This window comes from Stutzerimonas balearica DSM 6083 (genome assembly GCF_000818015.1).
Lineage (GTDB): Bacteria > Pseudomonadota > Gammaproteobacteria > Pseudomonadales > Pseudomonadaceae > Stutzerimonas > Stutzerimonas balearica.
The window spans coordinates 2,904,982-2,930,880 of sequence record NZ_CP007511.1 but is presented as its reverse complement, the minus strand read 5'-3'; the positions used below and the strand labels follow the sequence as shown (position 1 = coordinate 2,930,880).

The window sequence follows — 25,899 nt, the reverse complement described above, 5'->3', positions numbered from 1 at the left end:
TTCCGGGCGCTGCGGCTGCCCGGTAGACTGTCGTCTTTCCGCAGTTCGAGGGCAGAGGGTGGACACACGGCAGGGCTTCGTCCTGACCCGGCACTGGCGCGATACCGCCGAGGGCATCGAGGTGAGCTTCTGGCTCGCCACCGACGCCGGGCCGCGCCGGGTCCGCGTGCCGCCGCAGGAGGCGGTGGCCTTCGTGCCCGCGGTACAGCGGGCCGAGGCCGAGCGCCTGCTGGCCCAGGCGCCGCCCGAGCGCGGCAGCCCGGCGCCGGGCTGGGCGTTGCGCCCGCTGCGGCTGTGCGACTTCCGTCATCGTCCGGTGCTTGGCCTGTACTGCCTCAGCTATCGTCGGCTGCTGCAGCTCGCCCGCCTGCTGCGCGAGGGGGGGGTGGATGTCTACGAGGCGGACATCCGCCCGCCCGAGCGCTACCTGATGGAGCGCTTCATCACCGCGCCGGTCACCTTTACCGGCGAGCGCGACGGCACCGTGCAGTTGCGTGCCGACGAGCACTACCGGCCGCAGCTGCGGCTGGCCTCGCTGGACATCGAGACCACCGCGCGCGGCGAACTCTACTCGATCGCCATCGAAGGCTGCGGTTCGCGCCAGGTCTACATGCTCGGCCCGGCCAACGGCGCCGCGCCGGAGGTGCCGCTGACCTGGTGCGAAAGCCGCGCCGATCTGTTGCGCGGGCTCAACGCCTGGCTGGCCGAGCACGACCCGGACGCCATCATCGGCTGGAACCTGGTGCAGTTCGACCTGCGCATCCTGCGCGAACATGCGCGCCAGCTGCAGGTGCCGCTGCGCCTGGGCCGCGGCGGCGGCGAGCTGGAGTGGCGCGAACACGGCATGCGCAGCAACCACTTCTTCGCCGACGCCGCGGGGCGGCTGATCATCGATGGCATCGAGGCGTTGCGCTCGGCGTTCTGGAGCTTTCCGTCGTTCAGCCTGGAAAGCGTCGCGCAGACCCTGCTCGGCGAAGGCAAGGCGATCGACAACCCCTACCAGCGCATGGCCGAAATCGAGCGCATGTTCGCCGAGGACAAGCCGGCGCTGGCGCGCTACAACCTCAAGGACTGCGAGCTGGTCACGCGCATCTTCGCCCACACCGGGGTGCTCGACTTCCTCCTTGAACGCGCCACGGTGACCGGCCTGCCGGCCGACCGCAGCGGTGGCTCGGTGGCCGCCTTCGAGCACCTGTACCTGCCGCCGATGCATCGCCTGGGCTTCGTCGCGCCGAACCTCGGCGAGCGCGAGCCGGAGGCCAGCCCCGGCGGCTTCGTCATGGATTCGCGCCCGGGCCTCTACGAATCGGTGCTGGTGCTCGATTACAAGAGCCTCTATCCGTCGATCATCCGCTCGTTTCTGATCGACCCGGTGGGGCTGATCGAAGGGCTGCGCCAACCCGATGAGGCCGATTCGGTGGCCGGGTTTCGCGGCGCGCGCTTCTCGCGTCGCCGGCACTGCCTGCCAGCCATCGTCGAGCGCGTCTGGCAGGGCCGCGAGGCGGCCAAGCGCGACGGCAACAAGCCGCTGGCCCAGGCGCTGAAGATCATCATGAACGCCTTCTACGGCGTGCTCGGCTCCAGTGGCTGCCGCTTCTTCGACCCGCGCCTGGCGTCGTCGATCACCCTGCGCGGGCACGAGATCATGCGCCGCACCCGCGAGCTGATCGAGGCCGAGGGGTATCTGGTGATCTACGGCGATACCGACTCGACCTTCGTCTGGCTGCGCCGTGCCCACGCCGATGCCGAGGCGACCGCGATCGGCCAGGCGCTGGCGGCGCGGATCAACGCCTGGTGGCGCCAGCACCTGGCGGCCGAATACGGCCTGCAGAGCGCCCTGGAGTTGCAGTTCGAAACGCACTTCAAGCGCTTCCTGATGCCCACCATCCGCGGTGCGGAGGAGGGCAGCAAGAAGCGCTACGCGGGGCTGGTGACGCGCGCCGACGGCAGCGACGGCATGGTCTTCAAGGGCCTGGAGACGGTGCGCACCGACTGGTCGCCGCTGGCCCAGCGCTTCCAGCAGGCGCTGTACCTGCGCATCTTCAACCGCGAGCCGCACCGCGAGTTCGTCCGCGACTACGTGCGGCGCACCCTGGCCGGCGAGCTCGACGAGCTGCTGGTCTACCGCAAGCGCCTGCGCCGCCGGCTGGACGACTACCAGCGCAACGTGCCGCCGCATGTCCGCGCGGCGCGCCTGGCCGACGCCTACAACGACAGCCAGGGCCGCCCGCGGCAGTACCAGAGCGGCGGCTGGATCAGCTACCTGATCACCCGCGCCGGCCCGGAGCCCCTGGAGGTGCGCCGCGCGCCGGTCGATTACGACCATTACATCGGGCGTCAGCTCAAGCCCGTGGCCGATGCCATCCTGCCCTTCGTTGGCGACGACTTCGATTCGCTGATCGACGGCCAGCTGGAGCTGTTCTGAGCGAGCGCGGTCCAACGGCAAACTGCCGGAGGCCCGCGCATGTACCTGATCCAGATCCTCCTGCCGCTCTACCGCAACGACGGCCAGGCGCTGCCGCGTGCGCTGTTTCGCCAGGTCCGCGACGAGCTGATCGAGCGCTTCGGCGGGCTCACCGCCTACACCCGGGCGCCGGCCAGCGGCTACTGGCAGGAAGACCCGCAAGCGCCGCCGAACCACGATGACTCGGTGATCTATGAGGTGATGGCCGCGCGCCTGGAGCGCGACTGGTGGCAGCGCTATCGCGGCGAGCTGGAGCGGCGCTTCGAGCAGGAGTCGCTGCTGTTGCGCGCGCAGCGGGTGGAGCGGCTTTAGGGGCCCCTCAATCGCGCTCGGGCTGGAACCGCACGTCCGGCGAGCCGTCGGCGTTGAGCTGCTCGATCGACTGCGGCCGGCCGCTCTCGTCCAGGCGCACGCGGCCGATGCCGGCGCCGTTCCAGAGGCGTTCGCCGGCGCTGCGGCGGTCCGGCACCCAGGGCTCGACCCGCACGCGGCGGCGCTTGGTCAGCCAGTTCAGCGGCGAGCGCGGCGCGTAGAGCCAGCGGTTGAGGCGGTCGAACAGGTCGAGTAGGCGTCGCGGAAATTCGTTCTTGATGCCACTGCTGGTGATCTGCCAGAGCTGCGGGCCGCCGCGCCGGCCGCGAATCACCACGCGGTAGACGAACGAGTAGTGCACATCGCCGGAGAGGATCACGTAGTTCGCCGGCGTGCGCGTGTGGCGGAAGATGTTGAGCATCACCTGCGCGGCGCCGCGGTGCGCCATCCAGTTCTCCGCGTCGACCAGCAGCGCGTGGCCGGCCCAGCTGAACAGGCGCTGCACCGCTTCGATCAGCTTGACGCCGAACATCGGCGCCGGCGAGACGATCACCACCGCGTCGTGGCCGAGCAGCTGCTGCTGGAAGTCGGTGAGCGCCTCCCAGTCCATCAGCCCGGATGGGCGGCTGAGGTGGCGTTCGCTGCGCCAGCGGCGGGTGCGTGTGTCGAGCACCACCAGCACCGGGGTGGTCGCCAGCGTGTAGCCCCAGTCCTCGACCTCGAGCACGGCAGCGACCGCGGCGTCGTGCCCTGCGCAGTCGAGCATGCCGGCGCGGGCGCCATGCAGCAGCGCGGCGACGCGGTCCAGCGGTGCGGCGAGCGCCTCCGGCGCGTTGCCCCAGGCCTGGCACAGCAGGTAGGCGAGCAGCGCATTGCCGATGATGCGCCGCGAGAAGGGGTGGCCATAGGCGATCTCCTCCCAGCGCGCCGAGAGGTTCCAGTCGTCGGTGATGTCGTGGTCGTCGAAGATCATCAGCGTCGGCAGGTGCGCCAGGGCGCGTGCGACGCGCGGCAGGCTCTCGACGAACGCGGCGATCGCGTCGGCCTCGCGGGCGTAGCGCGCGGCATTCTCGCTATCCAGCGCCGGTGGCTCTGGGGCGATCAGCGTCCATGGCTGCGGCGACCAGACCAGGAGGTACATCGCCAGCATTTCGGCCAGCGTGACCAAATGGTTGTGCGCGCTGGCGGTGGTGAAGATCGGCTTGTCGACGCCGCCGAAGAAACGCTCGCGCAACGCCTCGTTGGACTTGAACGCCGGCAGCAGCTCCTCGCGCCGGTAGTAGGTTGCCGGGTGCGTCAGCAGCGCCTCGCTGTCGGCGACCACCGCGCCCTCCAGGCATTCGCCATAGAGCCCGAGCCGGCGGATCAGTGCGTGGATGGCCACCAGCATCGGCCCGGCGACATCGTCGGCGTAGATCTGGTCGCCGGTGAGCAGCAACGCGGCAGGGCGCTCGGCGGGCGCCGAGGCGGCCTCGAGCAGGGCATCGACGCAAGTCAGGCCGTCGGCCGAGGCGTGGTGCGGTTTGCGGCAGGAACCATGCAGCAGGTCGTCGAAGCGCGCGCGCAGGACAAAACCCGGCCGATTCGTGCCGGGGTAGAGCAGGTGCGGTGCCCAACTGGCGATGCCGGCGTCGGCTTCGTCGTCGAGGGTCAGGTCGTAGGCGATGGTGCATTCGCGCGGCAGCGCCGCGGCGAGCGCCACGTCGATCAGGTGCAGCCAGGCGTGCTCGCCCAGGCGCAGGCGCCGGCAGGCGGACTCGTCGAGGGGAATACGGCGCTCGGCCTCGCCCTCGGGGGCCAGGTGCAGGGTCAGCGGCAGCGGGCGACTGCCGACCAGCCAGAGCCGCAGGCGCCCGGGCTCGAGGCGGCGCAGGATCGGCCCGGCGAGCACCGCCGGCAGGGCGCTCACGGCGCCGCCTCCGCGGCCTTCAGGGCCTGGCTCACCTCGCGCTCGAGGGCATAGGCCGGCGCTTCCACGGCGCGGTAGTCCTGGGTATAGCGCCAGGCGAACTCGGCGACGCCCCACTGCTGGTACTGCTCGACGTGCTTGAGCTCGTGGGCCCAGAGCGCGGCGTTGTCCTCGGCATCGGCGGCGTGGCGGAAGACGATCACGTCGACCAGCGTGACCGCGTTGACGTCGGGGTTCTGCAGCATGGCGTCGGCCGCCGCCAGGGTGCTCGGATCGCCGACCCGGTAGCGCGCGGCATCGAGCACGCCAAGGTCGAACCAGGGTTCGAGCTGGGCGCGAATCTGCAGCGGCATTGGCTGTACCCCTGCGGCCAGGGCGCTGTCGCGCGAATATTGCAGCCAGTTCTGCAGGGCAAAGGCGGTCATGCGGCTGAAGCGCTCGTAGTCCTGGCCGCCGCCGGCACTGGCCGGGGCGCAGAAGCAGGCGACCACGCAGACCTGCTGCTGGCCCTGCGGGCAGGGCTGCGCCTGCACCGGCGGGATGCAGGCGGCGAGCAGCAGTGAGCAGAGCAGGTGGCGAATGCGAAGGGCAGGCATGAGGCTGGCAGGCATGGGCTCGGGGCGGCTGATTCTAGCGCCGGCCGGGCCCGCTCGGACCGCCTATTTCTTCACCCAGCTGCCGTTGATCAGTACGAGCTGGCCGCGCGGGGTTTTTTCGATGGCCTTCTTGCCGGCGATGGCTTCGACATCACTGACAGCGATGCCGTTCTGCTGCGCGACGCGGTGATATTCGGCGCGGCGCGCCTGATTGATCTGGCTGGCGATCTCCTCGGCATGGCCGCTGGACTGCACCACGCCGAGATAGCCGTCAGGGCGCTCGCCGAGCTGGCCGCTGGCTTTGGCCTGGCCGAGCGCGGCCATGGCTTCGTTGAGGGTCATCGCCGCGGCGGGCAGGGCGATCAGGGCCAGCAGCAGGCCGGCGAGCTTGAGATGGCGTTTCATGGCGCTCCTTCAGAACAGTCCGCTGTCTTCGTTGATGATCGAGTCGAGCTGGCGATCGACCTTGATGTAGATCTCGTGCTCGATCTTCACGTTGAGGTTGATGTTGATCGGCTCGTTGGGCACCGCCAGCTCGACGCGCGGGGTGCAGGCGCCGGCCAGCAGGGCGAGCAGCAAGAGGGGCGGCATGTGACGCAACCGCATGGCGGTTCTCCTGTTCCGGTCAGCGCTGCAGGCGTTGCTGCACCCGGCGCTGGATGGTTTCGCTGACGCGATCGCTCAGTTGCAGGCTGGTCAGCAGGGCGGGGATATCTTCCTCGAGGCTGATCGTGAAGTTGATCGGCCGGCCGCCCTCGAGCGCCGGGTTGCGACCCTCGATGCGCAGCCCGAGCTGCAGCTTGCCCGTTTCATCATAGCGGACGTCGCTGGTCAGCAGGCTGTAGTGAAAGTCATGCAGCGCCTCGGTGACTAGCTTCATCGCCGGGTTCGCCGCCGCTAGGGCCTCCAGCCGCGCCGAGCGGAAGCGCAGCACGCCGCCGGGCGTGCGCGCGGTGAGGCTGCCTTGCTCGATGCTCAGCCCCTCGGGGCGGTAGCGGGCATCGAAGCGGCCGTCGAGCGTGCCGCTGCCGGCCAGCCCTTCGGCCGGGTAGGCGCGCAGCAGTTCGGCGATCTCCAGCCCCTGCAGGCGCAGGTCGAGCGCTTGCGCCGGTTCGCCGAGCGTCAGGCTGCCCGGCTCGAGCCAGAGACGCCCACCGAGCACGCCCGCCTGCGCCTTGGTCCAGCTCAGGCGCCCTTGTGCCGGCTTGGCGAGTTCCCCTTCGTAGCGGCCGGTGACCTGCAGCGGGCCGATCGGCACGCCAGGGTTTAGCGTCTGCACGCTTAGCGTGGGCAGTGCCACGCGTAGCCGCGCGCCTTTCAGCTCGACGTTCGCCACGGCATCGAGCCCGCTGAACTCGGCGGTGTCGACGATCCCGGCCAGGCCCTTGCCACGCAGCGTCAGCGTGGCCCGCTGCGCGCCGCTCGCAGGTAGCTGCCATTGTGCTTCGCCCTGCAGGCGGCCGCTGCTGATCTCCAGTGTCGCCGGCCAGTCGGCCAGGGTGCCGGCCAGAGGATTACCCGCACGAAAGAACAGCGCTGGCAGGCCGATGTCGGCGGTCAGCGTTGCGTCGCTGCGGCGAGCCGCCAGGTTCAGCGAGAGGCCTGCGCCGTTGCCGAGCTCGCCGCTGAGCGCAAGGCGCTGCGGTTCGGCTTCGAGCCGGCCGCGCAGGCGCCAGTCCAGTAGGCGCAGGCTGGGATGCTGCAGTTGCCGCGTGCTCAGGATCAGGGGGCCGCTGGCGTGATAGGTAAAGCCGTTCGCCTGACGGGCCAGGCTCACAGCCAGGCCGTCGAGCTTCGCCTGCAGGTCGAGGGCAGTGCCCGCTTCGCTGGCGATGCGCTGCGCCGAGACCTGCGCGGCGCTCAGGGTCAGCTCTGCGGCGTCGGCGCTCACCCGGCCGCGCAGCGTGGCCTGTACACGCAGGTCGTGGGCTTGCAGGCCAGCTTCGCTTAATGAAGCGCTGCGCAGCCGTGTCTGCAGCGCGTCGAAGGTCAGGTGCGGTAGTTCGCCGAGGCCTAGCTGAAGGTTGCCTTCGACGGACAGCGCCGGGCCTCCGCTGGTAGACAGCTTGAGGTAGAAGCCAAGGGCCTCGTCTGTTGGGGCGCGTGGCTCGAGCGAGAGCTGCAGAGCCTCCGGGCGCAGCGCGGGCGGGATATCGGCGAGCAGTGCCGCGGCTGGTCGCAGTTCGAGATCGGCGGTCAGGCTCTGCGGCCGCCAGCGGCCGTCCTGGCCGCTGGCGGCGAGGTGGAGACGCCCGCGCAGTTGCCCCAGCGCGGGCAGCGGCCAGTAGCCCGGCAGGTCCGCCGACAGACGCAGGTCGCCGGTTGCCGATTGCCAGCCCGGCAGCTGCTCGAACAGCCGTGGATCGGGCAGGCGCAGGGCCCAGGCCGCCCCCAGATGCATTTCGCCAGGCAGGTCGAGGCGGCCCTGCGCCTGGCATTCGGCCCAGCGGCAGAGCCAGGGCAGCAGCCATTCGGCCTCTGGCAACTGGCCGAGCGAGGCGGCGCCATCCCAGGCGAGCTGCCCGTCGCTTGGTTGCAGCCGATTCTGCAGTGACAGCCGCTGGGTATCGTCGAGCAGGACGCCGAGTTCCAGCAGCAGCGCCGCCCCCTGCGCTCGCGCGTCGACCTGCAGCTGCAGGCGGTGCGTACCTGGAACCGCTTGTGGATAGAGCGTCAGGCTGCCGCTCGCCGGCAGCAGTGCGGCACCCGCTCGCCTGAGCTGCAATGCCCCCCGTTCCTCGCAGCGGCCACTGGCGCAGGGCAACTCCAGCTGCAGGCTGGCGATCTCTACTTGCCTCGGCAGCCAGCTTGCGAGCGCGCGTAACCGCTCGTCGGAAAGGTCAGGCAGCCCGCCGCTCGGCTGCAGGGCGCTGCTTGCGGGCTGCCAGTCGAGTGCCAGTTGCGCGATTTGCAACCTGTGCGGGCGCCAGTCGGCGAGGCCAAGGCGCAGATCCTGGGCGTCCAGCTTCAGCAGCCGTCCTGACGGATCGCGCTGCACCAGCTGCAACCTCGTCAGCCGCAGGCCCGACGGGCCCAGATGCAGGCCCTGCCAGTCGAGCTGCTCGATGCCCTGGGCCTGCCTGAAGTCGTGCCAGGCCGCGGTCAGGGCGATAGCGGCAATGATCAGCAGGCCGATCAGGGATGCGCAGACAAGCAGCAGGCGCCGAGCGCGGGTCATGCCGTTCTCCAGAGGCGAGGAGCGCACAGCATAAGCCCGCAGCGAAGCATCGGCCGAGCCCCGCTAAGCCAGACCTGACGAGACATTCGGCCTTCTGGAAAGTTCCGAGAGGGGCGCGACGAAGCGTCGCGCAGGCACCTGGATAGAGCCTTTCGTACCAGAGCGCCATCACTTGTGCACATTTTCGGGGCGGCTTTGTCAAGCGCCTATCCGTGCACCCCGCAAACCCGCATGGTTGCTGGGCTCTAGCTTAAGCTATTGAAAATAAAGACTTTTTTCTTCTGGTGAAAAAAGCGTCAGTTTAACCGCAAGCCAGATAACACCGGGCCTGGGGCGATTTGTCTGCACTTTGTCCACGGAGTTATCCACAGCTTCTGTGGATGAAATTTCGTGCCCCGGCTAGATCGTCATCGAGCGCTTTTGACAAGACTTTTACTCCACGAAAAAAGGAGTAAAGTGCGCGCCCTCACGTACTTGCCTCCCTGAGACATGAGAACTCGTACTTCCTTTACGGCTTCCACCGCTACCGTTTCCTACACACCGCGCCTGCGCATGGCGATGTGGCTGCTGGACAGCCCGCGCCTCGGTCAGGCCGATGGCATCAAGCGCATCGCCGGACGCCTGCTCAAGCAGCCGGCTCGCGACGGGGTGGTGGTGGCGCAGTCGCGCCTCGGGCGTCTGCTGTGCCGCGACTGCGACGGCAACCGCGATCGCCGCATCGGCCTGGAGCTGCTGCGTCAGGCCGCCCGCGCTGGCGACTGCCATGCGCAGCTGGAGCTTGGCCGGCTGTATGCACAACCTCAGCACAACGAGCCGGGCAAGGCGCGGCACTGGCTGGAGCAGGCGGCTGCCCAGGGCTCCGACGAAGCCCGCCAGTTGCTCGAGCGGTTCGCGCAGCGGGTCTGACCTGGCGGCGGCGCCTCGTTATACTGCCCGGCACTCTCGCCGGAGCCGCCGATGCCTTTCGAACCTCTATATCTCTCCGCTGCGCTCGGCCTGAGCTGCGCGCTGCTGGCCGGGTTCTGCGTGCAGCTGCGCGCGCGCCTCAGCCGTCAACAGATCGAGCAGACATTGCTGCAGGAGCGCCTGGCCCAGGCCAGCCTGGCCGAACAGGGACTGGGTGCGCAGCTGGATGCCGCGCGGCACGAACTCACCGAACTCAATGAACTGAAGGCTGCCCAGCAGGCCGAGCTGGCCGCCGCCCGGCGCGAGGCGCAGCTGTTGCAGGCCCAGCGCGGCGAGGACCGCGACTGCATCGTGGAACTCGAGTCCGAGCGCGAGCAGTGGCAGGCCGAGCTGCGCCGGCTCGGGGCCGAGCATGCCGCCGCACAGGCTGAACTGCGCGAGCAGCAGAGCGCCCACCAGCAGCGCCTGCAGGATCTGCAGCAGGCGCGTGACGAGTTGCGTGCGCAGTTCGCCGAGCTGGCCGGGCGCATCTTCGATGAGCGTGAGCAGCGCTTCGCCGAAACCAGCCAGGAACGTCTCGGGCAACTGCTCGACCCCTTGAAGGAGCGCATCCAGGCCTTCGAGAAACGCGTCGAGGAGAGCTACCAGAGCGAGGCGCGCGAGCGCTTCTCGCTGGCGCGGGAGCTGGAACGCCTGCAGCAGCTCAACCAGCGGCTGGGCGATGAGGCGACCAACCTGACCCGCGCGCTGCAGGGGCAGAAGACCCAGGGCAACTGGGGCGAGCTGGTGCTCGAGCGGGTCCTCGAGCACGCCGGGCTGGAGAAGGGCCGCGAATACCAGACCCAGGTCAGCCTGAAAAGCGCCGACGGGCAGCGCTTCCAGCCGGACGTGTTGATCCGCCTGCCCGGAGAGCGTCAGGTTGTGGTCGACGCCAAGGTCAGCCTCACCGCCTATCAGGCCTTGCTCAGCGCCCCGGACGAAAACAGTCGCTCGACGGCGCTCAAACAGCACGTGCTGTCACTGCGCAACCACCTCAAGGGCCTTTCCGCCAAGGACTATCAGCGCCTCGAGGGCCTGCAGAGCCTGGATTTCGTGTTGCTGTTCGTGCCGGTGGAGGCAGCGTTCGCGGCAGCCCTGCAGGCCGACCCGGAGTTGTTCCAGGAGGCTTTCGGGCGCCATGTGGTGATCGTCAGCCCGACCACGTTGCTGGCCACGCTGCGGGTCATCGACAGCCTCTGGCGACAGGAGCGGCAGAGCCAGAACGCGCGCGAGATCGCCGAGCGCGCCGGCGCCCTGTACGACAAGTTCGTCGCCTTCCTGCAGGACCTCGACGAAGTGGGTGGCCGGCTGCAGCAGCTGGACAAGGCTTACCAGGCGGCGCGCAACAAGCTTGTCGACGGGCGCGGCAACCTGGTGGGGCGCAGTGAACAGTTGCGCCAGCTCGGCGCGCGGGCGAGCAAGCGGCTGCCAGCCGACTGGCTGGAGCGGGCCGGGGTCAGCGAGGCGGAGCCGGTCGATCTGCCGCAGGTCGACCTGTAGCGGTGTGCGGTTAGGCGAACTGCAGGGCGAATGCGCCTGCCAGCAGGCCGCCCAGCATCACCGGCGCGGTGCGCAGTGCCAGTGCGCGGCCGCCAATGACGGCGATCAGCGCCGCCTTGACCAGGCTGTTGCTGACCACGGCGATGAAGATGCCGCGAACGGCGATCGGTGCCGCCAGCCCGTCGTTGGCGCTGCGCGACAGTGACAGGGTGATCGCGTCGACGTCGGTCAGGCCGGAGATCAGCGACACCAGATAGACGCCCATGTCGCCCAGCCAGTGACGGGCGCCCTCGACCAGCAGCAGGATGCCGACCAGCAGCGCGGCGAAGCGCAACGCCGGCAGGAGCTCGAACGGGTTCTTCAGCGGTGGTTCGGTGGCTTCGTCCGGCTGCTCTGCCGCGCGCAAATAGAAGAACAGCGCGCCAGCGGCGTAGACCGCGGCGGCCGTCAGTACCGGCAGCAGCAGGCGGTCGAGCAGGGCCGGATTGACCACGCCGACTTCCAGCAGCACGCGCGGAAACATCAGCGCCGAGGTCGCCAGCAGGCCGGCAGCCAGCGCGGCCCGCAACCGCGTGGCGTCCAGCCGCGCGAGGGTCAGCGTCATCGCCGTCGACGAGACCATGCCGCCGAGCAGGGCGGTGACCAGCAGGCCGTGGCGCGTACCCAGCAGGCGGATCGCCGCATAGGCCGCAAAGCCGATGCCGGCGATCAGCACCACCATCAGCCAGGTCGTGTAGGGATTGATCGCCTGCCACGGGCCGTAGCCTTCGTTGGGCAGCGCCGGCAGCAGCACCACCGAGATGAACAGCAGCTTCAGCGCGCCGCTCAGCTCGGCCTGGCTGAGGCGCTGCAGGGCGCCGTGCAGCTGGCCCTTCAGGCTGAGCAGCAGGGCCACGACGATGGCGCAGCCGCCGGCCAGCAGGCGGCTCTCGGCGACGGCCAGGCTGCCGAGCACAAAGGTCAGGAGCAGGGCGACCTCGCTGGTCATGCCGTGATCGCCGCCGCGGGCATCGATCAGGTAGCCGGCAATCACCAGTAGCGCCAGGAGCACGAACAGGGCGATCCAGGCGGCTACGCCGAAGTGGCTGGCGGCCAGCGTCGCCAGGCCGCCGAACAGGCCGGCCAGGCCGAAGGTGCGGATACCGGCGACCAGCTCGGGGGCCACCTCGTGGCGTCCGCTCCAGCCCCGCTCGGCGCCGATCAGCAGGCCGAGGCCCAGGGCGGTGGCAAGGTTGAGCAGCAGTTCCTGGGTCATGGGCAGCCTTGGCGACAGCAGCATTGGGCCATCAGTGTAGCGCCGCCGCCGCGGACGGGCGCGGCTAGCGCAGCGTCAGATGGCGGCTCATCAGGGCGCGCAGGGCCGCCGGCTTGACCGGCTTGGGCAGGAAGTCGAGGCCGGCCGCATGGATTTCGGCGACCAGTTCGGGGCGCGCATCGGCGCTGATCACCACGCCTGGCACCGGTTCGCCGAGCCGGCTGCGCAGCCAGCCCATCAACTCGGTGCCGGTGTGGCCGTCGTCGAGGTGGTAGTCGACCAGTACCAGCTGGGGACGCACGTCTTCGGCGAGCAGGGCCTGGCATTCGGTACGGTCGCGCGCGGTCCAGACCTGGCAGCCCCAGCGCGACAGCAGGCTGTTCATGCCAATGAGAATGCTGTCCTCGTTGTCGATGCACAGTACCTGGGTGCCGGTCAGGGCGCTGTGCGACGTCTCGCGAGGGGCTGGCGTCTTGCGCGTCGGCGCGGCCGGGGCAATCGGCACGGTCACGCTGAACACGCTGCCCTTGCCGAGCCAGGAGCGCACCTCGAGCTTGTGTCCAAGCACGTGGCAGAGGCCGTCGGCGATCGCCAGGCCCAGGCCCAGGCCCTTCTCGGCGCGGGTCTGGTGGCTGTCCAGGCGCTTGAACTCCTCGAAGATGACCTTGAGCTTGTCCTGCGGGATGCCCGGGCCACGGTCCCACACCTCCAGGCGCAGCGCATTGCCCTGGCGGCGCGCACCGAGGACCACGCGGCCCTTGGCATAGCGGAAGGCGTTGGTGAGGAAGTTCTGCAGCACCCGTCGCAGCAGGCGAACGTCGCTGTCCACGCGCAGCGTGCTGCCGTGCACGCGGAAGTCCACGCCCTGTTCGCGGGCCAGGGCGGTGAACTCGGTACCGAGCGTCTCGAACAGCGCTGAAAGCGCGAAGGGGTTGCGATCCGGCGTGACGCGACCGCTCTCCAGACGCGAGATATCCAGCAGGTCGGTGATCAGGTCTTCGGCCGAACGCAGTGAGCTGTCCAGATGCCGCACCAGGTCGCGTGCCTCGGCAGGCAGCGTGTCCAGCTGGTGGGAGAGGGCGGCGGAGAACAGGCGCGCCGCGTTGAGCGGCTGCATGAGGTCGTGGCTGACCGCGGCGAGGAAGCGCGTCTTGGACTGGTTGGCCGCCTCGGCGGTGCTCTTGGCCTCGATCAGCGCCTGGTTGAGCTGCGACAGCTCCTGGGTCCGCTCGCTGACGCGTTGCTCGAGGCCTTCGTTGGCATCCTTCAGCGCGCGTTCGGCCTCGCGGTAGGCGGTGATGTCACTGAAGCTCATGACGAAGCCGCCGCCGGGCATGGGGTTGCCGATCAGTTCGACCACGCGGCCGTTGGGGAACAGCCGTTCGGACGTGTGCGCGCGGCCCTGGCGCATCCAGTACAGCCGCTTGGCGACGTGGGTGTCCGGGTCGCCCGGGCCGCAGAGGCCGCGCTCGGCGTTGTAGCGGATGATGTCGGCGATCGGCCGGCCGATGTAGACCAGCCCGTCGGGGTAGTCGAACAATTCCAGGTAGCGGCGGTTCCAGGCCACCAGGCGCAGCGACTGATCGACCACGCTGATGCCCTGGGTGATGTTCTCGATCGCGCCCTGCAACAGCGCGCGGTTGAACTGCAGGACCTCACTGGCCTCGCCGACGATGCGCACCACGTCGTCGACCTGCATGTCGCGCCCTTCCAGCGCGGCCTTGACCACCGCGCGGGTCGAGGAGGCGCCGAGCACCCCGGCCAGCAGGCGTTCGGTATGCGCGATCCACTGGCCGTCGGCTTGCTGGCGCAGGGAGAACTCCTGGCCATGACGGCGGGCGAAGCGGTGGAAACTCTGCTCGGCGCGCTCGGCACCGACGAAGCGCGAGGCCAGCGAGAGCAGGTCCTCGACGTGCACGGCGAGCAGGCGCCGGGTGCTGGTGCTCGGGGTGATTTCCTGGCCGATGAAACGGCTGGCCTGCCAGTGCTCGGCGACACGGGTCTGGGTCAGGATCGAGACCCAGAAGAACAGCGTCGCGTTGCCCATCAGCGACAGCGTGACCCCGAGCGTCAGCCCGCTGATGCCGAACCCGGGGCCGCCACGGTACATCCAGTCCAGACCCGGGAACATCTCCAGCGGCCAGCCCAGCACCGGCAGGATCAGCGTGTAGAACCAGATCGCCGCACCGGCGGCGAGGCCGGCGAACACGCCGCGCCGGTTGGCCTGCTTCCAGTAGAGCGCGCCGATCATCGCCGGGGCCAGCTGGGTGATCGCGGCAAAGGCGATCTGGCCGATGGTCGCCAGGCTGGTGGTCGAGCCCAGCAGCCGATAGCTGACGTAGGCGAGCAGGAGAATGACGATGATGCTGATGCGCCGCACCGAGAGCATCCAGTGGCGAAAGGCCTCGAACGGCTGCTCCGTTTCCTGCCGCCGCAGCAGCCAGGGCAGCAGCATGTCGTTGGAGACCATGGTCGAGAGCGCGACGCTGGCGACGATGACCATGCCGGTGGCGGCCGAGGCGCCGCCGATGAACGCCAGCAGGGCGAGCCAGGGGTGCGTTTCGGCCAGCGGCAGGCTGATGACGAAGGAATCGGGCGTGATGCCGGCCGGCAGCAGCATCTGTCCGGCCAGGGCGATCGGCACCACGAAGACCGCGGCGAGCACCAGGTACAGCGGAAACACCCAGCGCGCCAGGCGGAAGTCGCGGGGCTCGTTGTTTTCCACCACGGCAACGTGGAACTGCCGTGGCAGGCAGACCAGCGCCAACATCGCGACGACTGTCTGCACCAGCATCGACGGCCAGTTCACCGTTTCCGCCCAGAATGAGGCGAGCTCCGGCGAATCGTGCGCCTGGTTGAACAGGTCGCCAAAGCCGTCGTACAGCCCGAAGGTGACGAAGGCTCCGACGGCGAGAAAGGCCAGCAGCTTGATCAGCGATTCGAAGGCGATCGCCAGGACCATGCCGCGGTGGTGCTCGGTGACGTCCAGGTTGCGCGTGCCGAACAGGATGGTGAACAGCGCCAGCACCATCGAGACGATCAGCGCGGTATCCCGCGTGCCGGTGCCGGTGGCGTCGACGTTGGTGCCGATCAGCAGGTTGACGCCCAGCACGATCCCCTTGAGCTGCAGTGCGATGTAGGGCAGTACGCCGACCAGGCAGATGACCGTGACGACCACGGCGAGCAGCTGCGACTTGCCGTAGCGTGCGGCAATGAAGTCGGCGATCGAGGTAATGTGCTCCTGCTTGCTGATGACGATCATCTTCTGGATGACGTGCGGGGCGAACAGCATCAGCAGGATCGGCCCCAGGTAGATGGGCACGAAGGCCCAGAGCTGCTCGGCGGCCTGGCCGACCGAACCGAAGAAGGTCCAGCTGGTACACCACACCGCCAGCGACAGGCTGTAGACCCAGGCGCGCAGGCGCGGCGACATCTCCCCGCTGCGATCGCCGTAGAAGGCGATGGCGAAGAGGATGGCCATATAGATGAGGGCGACCGCCGCGATCAGCCCGCCGGACAGGGTCATGCAAACTCCGAGCGAAAGCAGTGTCGACAGCCATGCGCCGGATCCCCGGGCGAGGTTCCGCAGCGCGCGACTGACGTGTGAAAGAAGAGAATCGGCGCAGTTTGGCAGCAATCGACCGGGCTTGGCCATGGCTGCGACCAAGGTCGGATGTAGGGCCAGCGGCTCTGCCATCACCCTTGCAGCCGGGCGATAGGGCATCATCGCCACCCGGATTCTGTTGGAGATCGATATGTTCGTACCGAGCCCCGTCACCCTGCAGCGTGGCGCCCTGCGCCTCGACCCCCTGGCGGAGGCGGACATTCCCGTGCTGGCGGCGCTCGCCGAGCGCAACCGCGAGCAGCTGGTGTACATGAACGGGCCGTTGCGCCCGGACTGGTATCGGCAGGCGCTGGCCGACCAGCGCGACGGCCGCGCGGTCGCCTTTACCCTGCGCCTGGCCGACAGGGTCGTGGGCACGACGCGTTTTGCCGATTTCCTGCCCGGGCTGCCGGCCGCTGAGCTGGGCTGGACCTGGCTGGACCAGGCCGAGCATGGCACCGGCCTGAATGCGTCGGTGAAGTTCCTGTTGCTGCGCCATGCCTTCGAGGAGTGGCGGCTGGTGCGTCTGCAGTTGAAAACGGCGGCGGGCAATCTGCGCTCGCAGCGCGCCATCGAGAAACTTGGTGCGCAGCCCGAAGGCCGGCTGCGCAATCACCGCCGGCTGGCGGACGGGCGCCTCGACGACACCTTGCTCTACAGCATCACCGACGAGGACTGGCCGGCCATTCGCGAACGCCTGCTCGCTGCCGGCTGAGGCCGACATCAGGCTGTCATGCGCATCGCCGAAAACGATGACTTCGGTTAAGGTTGGCGGTTTGCGCGTGCGCCGCCACGGCCGGTCTGCTCTAGGGGCGACCGGCGCGTCGGCCGGTCGTTAAGGAGCCCTGATGTCGCGTTCGCAAGAATTCCTTCACGGGTGCCGGGACATCCTGCCGTTGATTCTGGGTGCCATTCCCTTCGGCATCATCTTCGGCACGCTGGCGGTGGCCGCCGGTTTCAGCGCCTGGCAGACGATGGGCATGTCGGCGCTGGTGTTCGCCGGCTCGGCACAGTTCATTGCCGTGACGCTGGTCGGCGGCGGGGTCGGCGCGGCCGTGGTGTTGCTTACCACCTTTGTGGTCAACCTGCGTCATGCGCTCTACAGCGCCGCCCTGCAGCCATTCGTCAGGCATCTGCCGGGGCGCTGGCGGGCTCCGCTGGCGTTCTGGCTTACCGATGAAGCCTACGCCGTGGTCCAGCATCGCTACGCACGTGATGATGACTCGCCCTACAAACACTGGTTCTTCCTGGGCGCGGCGCTGACGATGTACGTCAATTGGCAGCTGTCGACGCTGGTGGGCGTGCTGTTCGGCCAGGCGGTGCCGGACGTCGCGGCCTGGGGCCTGGATTTCGCCATGATCGCGACATTCATCGGGATTGCCGTGCCGATGATGCGCACCCGGCCGCAGGTCGCCTCGGCCGTGGTCGCCGCGGTTGTGGCGCTGGCGACCTGGCACCTGCCCTACAAGCTCGGCCTGCTTGCCGCGGCACTGGCCGGCATCGTCGTCGGCGTATGGCTCGAGCGGCGTGCCGAGCGCATGGCCAGCCAGGAGGTGCGGTCATGAGCTTGTGGTGGCTGATCCTCGGCATGCTGGCGATCACCTTTCTTACGCGCTTCAGTTTCTTCGCCTGGCCGGATCTGCGTTTCGCGCGGGCGATCGAGCAGGGCCTGCACTATGTGCCGGTGGCCGTCCTGACCGCCATCGTGGTGCCCGGCATGCTGATGCCCGAGGGCGAGTTGTGGCTGGACTGGCGTAACGCCTACCTGCTGGCCGGCGTCCTGGCGATCGTCGTGGCCGCCTTGACGCGGCACCTGTTGGCGACGATCGCGCTCGGTCTGCTGAGCTTTTTCCTGCTGCGCTGGGCCCTGGGCCAGCTGCCGCTCTGAGTGAGGGCCTGACGATGCCATTACTGCCGTGCCCCGCATACCCGGGGCGAGCCCTGTGAGCCAGCATTCGCAGTTCCGGCTGCTCGGTACGCGGCGCTTTCTGCCGTTCTTCCTGACGCAGTTCCTCGGCGCCTTCAATGACAACGTGTTCAAGCAGGCACTGGTCCTGGCGATTCTCTTTCGCCTGGGCATCGAGGCGGACAAGAGCCTGCTGATCAACCTTTGCGCACTGCTGTTCATCCTGCCGTTCTTTCTGTTCTCCGCCTTTGGTGGCCAGCTGGGCGAGAAGTACGAAAAGGCCTGGCTGATCCGCCGGATCAAACTGGCCGAGATCCTGATCATGCTGCTGGGGGCGGCGGGGATGCTGTTCGGCAACCTGGCACTACTGCTGCTGGTGCTGTTCTGCATGGGGTCGCAGTCGGCGCTGTTCGGCCCGGTGAAGTACGCGATCCTGCCGCAGCAGCTGGCCAGTGACGAGCTGGTCGGCGGCAATGCGCTGGTGGAAATGGGCACCTTTCTCGCCATCCTGGGCGGCACCATCGGTGCGGGGGTGCTGCTGGGTGGTGAACATTACGCCGCGTCGGTATCCATTGCGGTGGTCGCGCTGGCGCTGGCGGGCTACCTCGCCAGCCTGGGCATTCCGCGGGCGAAAGCCGGGCTGCCGGACCTGCCGCTGGATTGGCACGTGCTGCGTGAGTCACTGCGAGTGTTGCGCCTGGGCTTCGGCCAGCCGCGCGCCGTGTCGCGGGCGATGCTCGGCAACTCCTGGTTCTGGTTTCTTGGTGCGACCTACCTGACGCAGATTCCGGCACTCTCGAAAGACTACCTGGGAGGCGACGAGAGTGTGGTGACGCTGATCCTCACCCTGTTTTCGGTGGGCATCGCGCTGGGTTCGCTGCTCTGCGAGCGGCTCTCGCGGCACCGTCTGGAGATCGGCCTGGTGCCGCTCGGGGCGATCGGCCTGAGCCTGTGCGGGGTGCTGCTCTGGTGGCATGCCAGTGCGCATCCGCTGCCTGCGGCCAGCGTTGACTGGCGGGCGCTGCTCGGCGAGCCCTCGGCCTGGTGGGTCCTGGCAGACATCCTCGGGCTGGGTGTCTTCGGCGGCGTTTACATCGTTCCGCTGTACGCGCTGATCCAGTCGCGCAGCGTGGTGCACGAGCGCTCGCGGGTGGTGGCGGCGAATAACATTCTCAACGCGCTATTCATGGTCGCCTCGGCGATCTTCGCGATCGTGCTCTTGGTCGTGCTGAAACTGTCGATACCGCAGCTGTTCCTGGTCGTCTCGCTGCTCAGCGTGCTGGTCTGCGGCGCGCTGTTCGTCGATGCGCCGGAGTTCACCGAGCGTTTCCTGCTCTGGTCGCTGGGCGAGCGGCTGGGAGGGAAATTGCTGACGCAGATCGGGTTGCGCTGAGGCGGGGACGGGGCGCCGAGCGGCGCCCCGTGCGGGTCAGATGCCCTGCGGAACCTCTTCGCCACCGAACGCTTCGAACAGCGCCGGCAGGAATTCGCGGAAGGTCATCATCATCAGCAGGAAGCTCGCATCCTGCTGGGCGAGGGCATCGTCGCCGCCATCCTGTTCGGCCTGGTCCTGCAGCAACTCCTCGAAGCGCAGGCGCTTGATGATCAGCTTGTTGTCCAGCACGAAGGACAGCTTGTCCTGCCAGGCCAGGGACAGCTGGGTGACCTGCTTGCCGGCTTCCATGTGCTGCTGGATCTCATCGCTGGTCAGGTCCTGGCGCTTGCAGCGCACCACGCCGCCATCCTCATGGGTGTCGCGCAGCTCGCATTCGTCGAGCACGTAGAAATCGTCAGCGGCCTTCTGCGTTTTCACCCAATCGGTGAGCGTGGCGCTGGGCGCGATCTTCACGGTCAGCGGGCGCACCGGCAGCGAGCCGATCGCCTCGCGCAGGGTGGAGAGCAGGTCTTCGGCCTTCTTCGGGCTGGCCGAGTTCACCAGGATCAGGCCGCGCTCGGCATCGATCGCGGCGAAGGTGCCGGACTTGCGAATGAAGGCACGCGGCAGGAAGGCCTGGATGATCTCGTCCTTGATCTGGTCGCGCTCCTTCTTATAGACCTTGCGCATCTGCTCGGCCTCGATCTCGTCGACCTTCTCCTTCACGGCGTCCTTGACCACGCTGCCGGGCAGAATGCGTTCTTCCTTGCGCGTGGCGATCAGCAGAAATCCCTGGCTGGCATGCACCAGCGGGGCGTCTTCGCCCTTGCCAAACGGCGCGACGAAGCCGTAGGTGCTCAGTTCCTGGCTGGCGCAGGGGCGGGCGGGTTTGGCGGCCAGTGCAGCTTCGAGCGTCTCCGCATCTAGCGCGACATCCTGGGTGAGACGGTATACGAGCAGGTTGCGAAACCACATGACGAGCAAACTCCGGAAAAAGCAAAGCGCGCATTATTCCCATCCATCCCTGTCAGGCCAACCCTCGGATGGAAGCGACGCGGAAATTGCCCGGAAAAAGCGGGCTCGCCTAAGTCTTTGAAACTTTCCAAATTTTTTTTTCATTTGGGGGTTGCCAAGGTTGGGAGGCGTCTCTAGAATGCGCCCCACTTCGAGAGCAAATGGGTGGTTAGCTCAGCCGGGAGAGCATCTGCCTTACAAGCAGAGGGTCGGCGGTTCGATCCCGTCACCACCCACCACTCGAGGTAAAGCGCAGCGGTAGTTCAGTCGGTTAGAATACCGGCCTGTCACGCCGGGGGTCGCGGGTTCGAGTCCCGTCCGCTGCGCCACATAGCTTCTCGGGAATACTGAACGCCCGAGATAACGAAAAAAGCGACCTTAGGGTCGCTTTTTTCGTTTCTTCCTGCGCGGCCCCAGTCCTTGTGTCGAAAGCGGGCCGACTGCGCAACATCGCAATCTTTGCGTTGTCTTTACCCATCGCTGCCCCGTGGCGCATAGCCAGGGCTCGTGGGCGCCTGATAAGCTCGTCCGCCTTATATATGCCTCACCATTCCCGGACAAAAGGAAACAGCATGAGACGCACGCATCGTTTGGCACCGGCAGTCGCCCTGGTCGGCCTGGTATTGGCCGGCTGTGACTCGCAGACCAGTGTCAAGCTCGACACTCCGGCGCAGAAGGCGTCCTACGGCATCGGCCTGAACATGGGCAAGAGCCTGGCGCAGGAGGGTATGGATGATCTCGATTCGAAGGCTGTGGCCCTGGGGATCGAGGATGCCATCGGTAAGAAGGAGCAGAAGCTGACCGATGAGCAGCTGATGGAGGCTTTCTCCGCACTGCAGAAGCGTGCCGAAGAGCGCATGGCTGAGGCCAATGCCAAGGCTGCCGAGGCCGGCAAGAAGTTCCTCGAAGAGAATGCCAAGCGCGAAGGCGTCAAGACCACTGCCTCCGGTCTGCAGTACGAAGTGATCAAGTCTGCCGAGGGCCCGCAGCCCACTGCCGATGACATCGTGACCGTGCACTACGAGGGGACTCTGACCGACGGCACCGTGTTCGATAGCTCGATCAAGCGTGGCACTCCGATCGATCTGCCGGTTGGCGGCGTGATTCCGGGCTGGGTCGAAGGCCTCCAGCTCATGCACGTGGGTGAGAAATACAAGCTCTATATCCCGAGCGATCTGGCCTATGGCGAGCAGAGCCCCAGCCCGCTGATTCCGGCCAATTCGGTGCTGGTGTTCGAGCTCGAGCTGCTCGACATCAAGGGTGATTCCCAGGAGCAGGCTGCCGAGCAGCCTGAGGCTGCGACCGAAGCCGACGCCCAGCAGTAAGCTGTCTTCTCGTACCAGGCGCCCCCTCATTGGGGGCGCTTGCGTTTCCGCGGTTTGAATGTGTCGCGCAAGTCGTGGTCAGAGCGAAGGGCTCGGGTTCGCCGGGTCCGTCTGGCTGACTTAAATGGATGAGGTGATATGCGGTATATGCGGGCGCTGCCCTTCTTGCTGGTGCTGCTGATCGTGCTGTTCGCGGGGCTCAAGCCCGACCCTGTGCCGCAGATGTTTCACCATCAGGACAAGCTGCATCACCTGGCGGGATTCGCCGCACTGGTCTTCACCCTGAGGTTCGCCTTCATGCGGCTGCACTGGGGCGTTGTCGTGATCGGCTCGCTTGCTGCTGCGCTGGCGATCGAATTGCTGCAGGGCGCATTGCCGTATCGCACGCCATCGCTTGGCGACATGCTGGCCAACGGTCTCGGCGTGGGCTGTGGCTTGCTGGCTTCGCTGATGCTGCGCGGCTGGTTGGCGCGCGTCGAAGGGCGCCTGGTTGCGGCAAGCGGTGCCTGATTCGCCCGTTTGGCGAGGCCTGGTGAGGGGGCGCAGGCCCAGAAAGCGGTAACTATCGTGGCTTTTGAATCTGGCTCCACGACCTGGACTCGACAGCGCAGCTGAACGCGCTTTGGCGTGGCCCCGAAGGGGTGAGGCCGTAGGCCGAATAACCTGGGGCGGGGTCCCTGGTGAGAGTCCGCAGGCAATAAAAAAACCCCGGTATTGACCGAGGCTTTTGAAATTTGGCTCCGCGACCTGGACTCGACAGCGCAGCTGAACGCGCTTTGGCGTGGCCCCGAAGGGGTGAGGCCGTAGGCCGAATAACCTGAGGCGGGGTCTCTGGTGAGAGTCCGCAGGCAATAAAAAAGCCCCGGTATTGACCGAGGCTTTTGAAATTTGGCTCCGCGACCTGGACTCGAACCAGGGACCCAATGATTAACAGTCATTTGCTCTACCGACTGAGCTATCGCGGAACAACGGTGCGTATCCTACTGTTTCCAAAGGGGAAGTCAACCCCCTTGTCGCACGGCCCAGAGCCCTGCGCGCCGGTGCGGCGTGCAGGGCCTGGCGGTCAGAGGACCTGGACGATTGCGTCGGTCACGTAGCCCAGGTTGCGCTCGTTCAGTGCGGCAGCGCAGATGCGCCCGGTGCTGATGGCATAAACGCCGAACTCCACGCGCAGGCGTTCGACCTGCTCGGCGGTCAGCCCGGAATAGGAGAACATGCCGCGCTGACGCGCTACGAAGCTGAAGTCGGTTTTCGCGCCCTTGGCTGCGAGCTGCTCGACCATGCCCAGACGCATCTTGCGGATGCGTTCGCGCATTTCGCCCAGCTCGGTTTCCCACATCGCCCGCAGTTCCGGGCTGTTGAGCACCGAGGCCACTACCGTTGCGCCATGGGTCGGCGGGTTCGAATAGTTGGTGCGCACCACGCGCTTGACCTGCGAGAGCACGCGTGCGGACTCGTCACGGTTGCCGGTGACGATCGACAGGGCGCCCACGCGCTCACCGTAGAGCGAGAACGACTTGGAAAACGAGCTGGAGACAAAGAAGGTCATGCCCGTCTCGGCGAACAGACGCACTGCCGCCGCGTCTTCCTCGATGCCGTCACCAAAGCCCTGGTAGGCAATGTCGACGAACGGGATGTGGTCCTTTTCCCGTAGCACCTCGATCACCTGCTTCCAGTCGTCGATACCCAGGTCGACGCCGGTCGGGTTATGGCAGCAGGCGTGCAGCACGATGATCGAGCGGGCCGGCAGCGCCTTCAGGTCGGCCAGCATGCCCGCGCGATCCACGCCATGGCTGGCGGCGTCGTAATAGGCGTACTGGTGCACCGGGAAGCCGGCCGACTCGAACAGGGCGCGATGGTTTTCCCAGCTCGGGTTGCTGATGGCGACCGTGGCATCGGGCAGCAGGCGCTTGAGGAAGTCGGCGCCGACCTTCAGCGCGCCGGTGCCGCCGAGCGCCTGGATGGTGACGACGCGGCCATCGGCAAGCAGCGCGGAGTCGGCGCCGAACAGCATCTTTTGCACGGCGCCGTCATAGGCCGCGATGCCTTCGATCGCCAAGTAACCGCGCGGCGCGTGCGCGGCGATGCGGGCCTGTTCGGCTTCGGCGACCGCGCGCAGCAGCGGGATCCGGCCATCTTCGTTGTAGTAGACGCCCACCCCGAGGTTGACCTTGTTCGGCCGCGTGTCGGAATTGAAAGCTTCGTTGAGGCCGAGGATGGGATCGCGCGGCGCCATTTCGACGGCAGAGAACAAACTCATGGTGGAGGGGCTCTGAAAGAGAAGGTGACAGGATTTCACCGCCCTCGCTTCGCGCGGAGGGGGTGCGCAAACGGGGCGATAGTATAGCCATCAAGCGCGGCCGCCGCGATATGCTATCCCGAGCTTTTTGCCCCGGTTCGACGTGCTGTCATCCGCGCGGCGAGTGTTTCCTAGCTCGGTGCCACGCGCACCGATCGAGCCAGAACCGAGTACGCAGAGGTCGCCCATGTCCCAGTTCGAACTGGTCACCCGATTCAAGCCGGCAGGGGATCAGCCCGAAGCCATCCGTCAGATGATCGAGGGCCTGGAGGCGGGTTTGTCGCACCAGACGCTGCTGGGCGTCACCGGCTCGGGCAAGACCTTCAGCATTGCCAACGTGATCGCTCACGTGCAGCGCCCGACCCTGGTGCTGGCGCCGAACAAGACGCTCGCCGCGCAGCTGTACGGCGAGTTCAAGGCGTTCTTCCCGCACAACGCTGTCGAGTATTTCGTCTCCTATTACGATTACTACCAACCCGAGGCGTATGTCCCGTCCTCCGACACCTTCATCGAGAAGGACGCCTCGATCAACGACCATATCGAGCAGATGCGCCTGTCGGCGACCAAGGCGCTGCTCGAGCGGCCGGATGCGATCATCGTCACCACCGTGTCCTGCATCTACGGTCTGGGCGACCCGCAGTCGTATCTGAAGATGGTGTTGCACGTCGACCGCGGTGACCGGCTCGACCAGCGCGAGCTGCTGCGCCGCCTGACCGGCCTGCAGTACAGCCGCAACGACATGGATTTCGCCCGCGCGACCTTCCGCGTGCGCGGTGACGTGATCGACGTGTTTCCCGCCGAATCGGAGCTGGAGGCGGTGCGCATCGAGCTGTTCGACGACGAAGTGGAGAGCCTGTCGGCCTTCGATCCGCTGACCGGCGAGGTGATCCGCAAGCTGCCGCGCTTCACCTTCTATCCGAAATCCCACTACGTCACCCCGCGCGAGACGCTCATGGATGCGGTCGAGCAGATCAAGGCCGAGCTGCGCGATCGCCTGGACTACCTGCGCGGGCAGAACAAGCTGGTCGAGGCCCAGCGCCTGGAGCAGCGCACGCGCTTCGATCTGGAAATGATCATGGAGCTGGGCTACTGCAACGGCATCGAGAATTACTCGCGCTACCTCTCCGGGCGCGGGCCGGGCGAGCCGCCGCCGACGCTGTTCGACTACCTGCCGGCCGACGCGCTTCTGGTGATCGATGAATCCCACGTCTCGGTGCCGCAGGTGGGGGCGATGTACAAGGGCGACCGCTCGCGCAAGGAAACCCTGGTCGAATATGGCTTCCGCCTGCCGTCGGCGCTGGACAACCGGCCGATGCGCTTCGATGAGTGGGAGGCGATCTGTCCGCAGACCATCTTCGTCTCGGCCACTCCCGGGCCCTACGAGGCCGAGCATGCCGGGCGGGTGGTCGAGCAGGTGGTGCGTCCGACCGGTCTGGTCGACCCGCAGGTCGAGGTGCGCCCGGCGCTGACCCAGGTCGACGACCTGCTCTCGGAGATCCGCAAGTGCGTGGCGGTCGACGAGCGCGTGCTGGTTACCACGCTGACCAAACGCATGGCCGAGGACCTGACCGACTACCTGGGCGATCACGATGTGCGCGTGCGCTACCTGCACTCGGATATCGACACCGTCGAACGCGTCGAGATCATCCGCGACCTGCGACTGGGCGCCTTTGACGTGCTGGTGGGCATCAACCTGTTGCGTGAGGGCCTGGATATGCCCGAGGTGTCGCTGGTGGCGATCCTCGATGCGGACAAGGAGGGCTTCCTGCGTTCGGAACGGTCGCTGATCCAGACCATCGGCCGCGCCGCGCGCAACCTCAACGGCCGGGCGATCCTCTACGCCGACAACGTCACCGGCTCCATGCAGCGGGCCATCGACGAGACCGAGCGCCGCCGGGCCAAGCAGATCGCCTTCAACGAGGCGCACGGCATCGTGCCCAAGGGCGTGAAGAAGGACGTACAGGACATTCTCGAAGGCGCCACCGTGCCCGGGTCGCGTTCGCGCAAGCGGCGCAGCGAGGCGAAGGCAGCCGAGGAGAACGCGCGTTACGAGAACGAGCTGCGTTCGCCGAGCGAAATCAACAAGCGCATCCGGCAGCTCGAGGAAAAGATGCTGTTGCTGGCGCGTGATCTGGAGTTCGAAGCCGCTGCCGAGGCGCGCGACGAGATTCACAAGCTGCGCGAGCGGCTGCTGCAGGTCTGAATGCGACCGCAGCC

At 67.3% G+C, this 25,899-nt stretch carries 20 protein-coding genes and 3 tRNA genes; 13 read left to right on the top strand and 10 right to left on the bottom strand.

Going from position 1 to position 25,899, the window contains the following annotated elements; genetic code table 11:
• Window positions 1-58 precede the first annotated feature (58 nt).
• Window positions 59-2,425 (top strand): DNA polymerase II, encoded by a 2,367-nt coding sequence (locus CL52_RS13380; RefSeq protein ID WP_043221213.1) that lies wholly within the window; start codon window positions 59-61, stop codon window positions 2,423-2,425.
• A 39-nt stretch (window positions 2,426-2,464) separates the two neighbouring features.
• Complete coding sequence (locus tag CL52_RS13375; protein ID WP_041106566.1) at window positions 2,465-2,776, top strand: hypothetical protein; 312 nt, start codon at window positions 2,465-2,467, stop codon at window positions 2,774-2,776.
• Between the two features lie 7 nt (window positions 2,777-2,783).
• Here CL52_RS13375 and CL52_RS13370 read toward each other — a convergent pair whose 3' ends face one another.
• The 5 genes from CL52_RS13370 to CL52_RS13350 all read right to left on the bottom strand — a co-directional run bounded on the left by CL52_RS13370 (window position 2,784) and on the right by CL52_RS13350 (window position 8,459).
• The gene (locus tag CL52_RS13370) at window positions 2,784-4,667 is read right to left on the bottom strand and encodes a metallophosphoesterase family protein (RefSeq protein ID WP_043223188.1); all 1,884 of its coding nucleotides are present in this window, start codon (window positions 4,665-4,667) and stop codon (window positions 2,784-2,786) included.
• A 14-nt stretch (window positions 4,668-4,681) separates the two neighbouring features.
• A complete protein-coding gene (locus CL52_RS13365) occupies window positions 4,682-5,281 on the bottom strand; it encodes an eCIS core domain-containing protein (RefSeq protein ID WP_043223185.1) in 600 nt (199 codons plus the stop codon).
• Window positions 5,282-5,344: 63 nt separating this feature from the next.
• Entirely contained in the window at window positions 5,345-5,686 is a 342-nt protein-coding gene (locus tag CL52_RS13360) for a YdbL family probable chaperone protein (protein ID WP_041106564.1), read from the bottom strand.
• Between the two features lie 9 nt (window positions 5,687-5,695).
• Window positions 5,696-5,887 carry a YnbE family lipoprotein gene (locus CL52_RS13355; RefSeq protein WP_041106562.1) on the bottom strand — a complete coding sequence of 64 codons (192 nt, stop codon included), beginning with the start codon at window positions 5,885-5,887 and terminating at the stop codon, window positions 5,696-5,698.
• Window positions 5,888-5,906: 19 nt separating this feature from the next.
• Entirely contained in the window at window positions 5,907-8,459 is a 2,553-nt protein-coding gene (locus CL52_RS13350; protein ID WP_043221211.1) for an intermembrane phospholipid transport YdbH family protein, read from the bottom strand.
• Between the two features lie 489 nt (window positions 8,460-8,948).
• On the opposite strand from CL52_RS13350, the gene CL52_RS13345 reads away from it, so the two are divergent.
• Complete coding sequence (locus CL52_RS13345; RefSeq protein ID WP_224110161.1) at window positions 8,949-9,365, top strand: tetratricopeptide repeat protein; 417 nt, start codon at window positions 8,949-8,951, stop codon at window positions 9,363-9,365.
• Window positions 9,366-9,416: 51 nt separating this feature from the next.
• Entirely contained in the window at window positions 9,417-10,904 is a 1,488-nt protein-coding gene (locus CL52_RS13340; protein WP_041106556.1) for a DNA recombination protein RmuC, read from the top strand.
• A gap of 10 nt (window positions 10,905-10,914) precedes the next feature.
• On the opposite strand, the gene CL52_RS13335 is transcribed toward CL52_RS13340, so the two are convergent.
• Together CL52_RS13335 and CL52_RS13330 are read right to left on the bottom strand one after the other, a co-directional pair.
• Window positions 10,915-12,159 (bottom strand): MgtC/SapB family protein, encoded by a 1,245-nt coding sequence (locus tag CL52_RS13335; RefSeq protein ID WP_043223183.1) that lies wholly within the window; start codon window positions 12,157-12,159, stop codon window positions 10,915-10,917.
• A gap of 64 nt (window positions 12,160-12,223) precedes the next feature.
• Window positions 12,224-15,685 (bottom strand): hybrid sensor histidine kinase/response regulator, encoded by a 3,462-nt coding sequence (locus tag CL52_RS13330; RefSeq protein ID WP_043221209.1) that lies wholly within the window; start codon window positions 15,683-15,685, stop codon window positions 12,224-12,226.
• Window positions 15,686-15,914: 229 nt separating this feature from the next.
• Here CL52_RS13330 and CL52_RS13325 point away from each other — a divergent pair, with 229 nt between their 5' ends.
• The 4 genes from CL52_RS13325 (at window position 15,915) to CL52_RS13310 (ending at window position 19,062) form a co-directional block, all read left to right on the top strand.
• Entirely contained in the window at window positions 15,915-16,478 is a 564-nt protein-coding gene (locus tag CL52_RS13325; RefSeq protein ID WP_043221207.1) for a GNAT family N-acetyltransferase, read from the top strand.
• Between the two features lie 133 nt (window positions 16,479-16,611).
• Complete coding sequence (locus tag CL52_RS13320; RefSeq protein ID WP_041106550.1) at window positions 16,612-17,328, top strand: AzlC family ABC transporter permease; 717 nt, start codon at window positions 16,612-16,614, stop codon at window positions 17,326-17,328.
• The gene (locus CL52_RS13315; RefSeq protein ID WP_043221204.1) at window positions 17,325-17,651 is read left to right on the top strand and encodes an AzlD domain-containing protein; all 327 of its coding nucleotides are present in this window, start codon (window positions 17,325-17,327) and stop codon (window positions 17,649-17,651) included. Before CL52_RS13320 ends, CL52_RS13315 begins: the two co-directional genes overlap by 4 nt.
• 55 nt (window positions 17,652-17,706) lie before the next feature.
• Window positions 17,707-19,062: an MFS transporter gene (locus CL52_RS13310; protein WP_143008619.1), complete on the top strand. Its 1,356-nt coding sequence runs from the start codon at window positions 17,707-17,709 to the stop codon at window positions 19,060-19,062.
• A gap of 36 nt (window positions 19,063-19,098) precedes the next feature.
• Here CL52_RS13310 and rdgC read toward each other — a convergent pair whose 3' ends face one another.
• Window positions 19,099-20,019: a recombination-associated protein RdgC gene (gene rdgC / locus CL52_RS13305; RefSeq protein WP_043221199.1), complete on the bottom strand. Its 921-nt coding sequence runs from the start codon at window positions 20,017-20,019 to the stop codon at window positions 19,099-19,101.
• 202 nt (window positions 20,020-20,221) lie between these two features.
• Here rdgC and CL52_RS13300 point away from each other — a divergent pair.
• The 4 genes from CL52_RS13300 to CL52_RS13285 all read left to right on the top strand — a co-directional run bounded on the left by CL52_RS13300 (window position 20,222) and on the right by CL52_RS13285 (window position 21,893).
• Window positions 20,222-20,297 (top strand) — tRNA-Val (locus tag CL52_RS13300).
• Window positions 20,298-20,310: 13 nt separating this feature from the next.
• Window positions 20,311-20,387, top strand: a tRNA-Asp gene (locus tag CL52_RS13295).
• 243 nt (window positions 20,388-20,630) lie between these two features.
• Window positions 20,631-21,383, top strand: a complete 753-nt coding sequence (gene bamJ, locus CL52_RS13290; RefSeq protein ID WP_041106542.1) for a BamJ family beta-barrel-assembly machinery protein — start codon at window positions 20,631-20,633, stop codon at window positions 21,381-21,383.
• Between the two features lie 138 nt (window positions 21,384-21,521).
• Window positions 21,522-21,893, top strand: coding sequence for a VanZ family protein (locus CL52_RS13285; protein ID WP_043221196.1), 372 nt, complete (start codon window positions 21,522-21,524; stop codon window positions 21,891-21,893).
• A 379-nt stretch (window positions 21,894-22,272) separates the two neighbouring features.
• Here CL52_RS13285 and CL52_RS13280 read toward each other — a convergent pair.
• Window positions 22,273-22,348: transfer RNA gene (locus CL52_RS13280), tRNA-Asn, on the bottom strand.
• 98 nt (window positions 22,349-22,446) lie between these two features.
• The gene (locus tag CL52_RS13275) at window positions 22,447-23,643 is read right to left on the bottom strand and encodes an amino acid aminotransferase (protein WP_043221193.1); all 1,197 of its coding nucleotides are present in this window, start codon (window positions 23,641-23,643) and stop codon (window positions 22,447-22,449) included.
• Between the two features lie 226 nt (window positions 23,644-23,869).
• On the opposite strand from CL52_RS13275, the gene uvrB reads away from it, so the two are divergent.
• Window positions 23,870-25,885 carry an excinuclease ABC subunit UvrB gene (gene uvrB / locus CL52_RS13270; RefSeq protein WP_043221192.1) on the top strand — a complete coding sequence of 672 codons (2,016 nt, stop codon included), beginning with the start codon at window positions 23,870-23,872 and terminating at the stop codon, window positions 25,883-25,885.
• Window positions 25,886-25,899 lie beyond the last annotated feature (14 nt).

Excerpts from the sequence above, each read along its gene's own strand:
- CL52_RS13375 (WP_041106566.1), top strand. The coding sequence starts at position 2,465 with ATGTACCTGATCCAGATCCTCCTGCCGCTCTACCGCAACGACGGCCAG.
- CL52_RS13365 (WP_043223185.1), bottom strand. The coding sequence starts at position 5,281 with ATGCCTGCCCTTCGCATTCGCCACCTGCTCTGCTCACTGCTGCTCGCC.
- CL52_RS13360 (WP_041106564.1), bottom strand. The coding sequence starts at position 5,686 with ATGAAACGCCATCTCAAGCTCGCCGGCCTGCTGCTGGCCCTGATCGCC.
- CL52_RS13355 (WP_041106562.1), bottom strand. The coding sequence starts at position 5,887 with ATGCGGTTGCGTCACATGCCGCCCCTCTTGCTGCTCGCCCTGCTGGCC.
- CL52_RS13350 (WP_043221211.1), bottom strand. The coding sequence starts at position 8,459 with ATGACCCGCGCTCGGCGCCTGCTGCTTGTCTGCGCATCCCTGATCGGC.
- CL52_RS13345 (WP_224110161.1), top strand. The coding sequence starts at position 8,949 with ATGAGAACTCGTACTTCCTTTACGGCTTCCACCGCTACCGTTTCCTAC.
- CL52_RS13340 (WP_041106556.1), top strand. The coding sequence starts at position 9,417 with ATGCCTTTCGAACCTCTATATCTCTCCGCTGCGCTCGGCCTGAGCTGC.
- CL52_RS13335 (WP_043223183.1), bottom strand. The coding sequence starts at position 12,159 with ATGACCCAGGAACTGCTGCTCAACCTTGCCACCGCCCTGGGCCTCGGC.
- CL52_RS13330 (WP_043221209.1), bottom strand. The coding sequence starts at position 15,685 with ATGACCCTGTCCGGCGGGCTGATCGCGGCGGTCGCCCTCATCTATATG.
- CL52_RS13325 (WP_043221207.1), top strand. The coding sequence starts at position 15,915 with ATGTTCGTACCGAGCCCCGTCACCCTGCAGCGTGGCGCCCTGCGCCTC.
- CL52_RS13320 (WP_041106550.1), top strand. The coding sequence starts at position 16,612 with ATGTCGCGTTCGCAAGAATTCCTTCACGGGTGCCGGGACATCCTGCCG.
- CL52_RS13315 (WP_043221204.1), top strand. The coding sequence starts at position 17,325 with ATGAGCTTGTGGTGGCTGATCCTCGGCATGCTGGCGATCACCTTTCTT.
- rdgC (WP_043221199.1), bottom strand. The coding sequence starts at position 20,019 with ATGTGGTTTCGCAACCTGCTCGTATACCGTCTCACCCAGGATGTCGCG.
- bamJ (WP_041106542.1), top strand. The coding sequence starts at position 20,631 with ATGAGACGCACGCATCGTTTGGCACCGGCAGTCGCCCTGGTCGGCCTG.
- CL52_RS13285 (WP_043221196.1), top strand. The coding sequence starts at position 21,522 with ATGCGGTATATGCGGGCGCTGCCCTTCTTGCTGGTGCTGCTGATCGTG.
- CL52_RS13275 (WP_043221193.1), bottom strand. The coding sequence starts at position 23,643 with ATGAGTTTGTTCTCTGCCGTCGAAATGGCGCCGCGCGATCCCATCCTC.
- uvrB (WP_043221192.1), top strand. The coding sequence starts at position 23,870 with ATGTCCCAGTTCGAACTGGTCACCCGATTCAAGCCGGCAGGGGATCAG.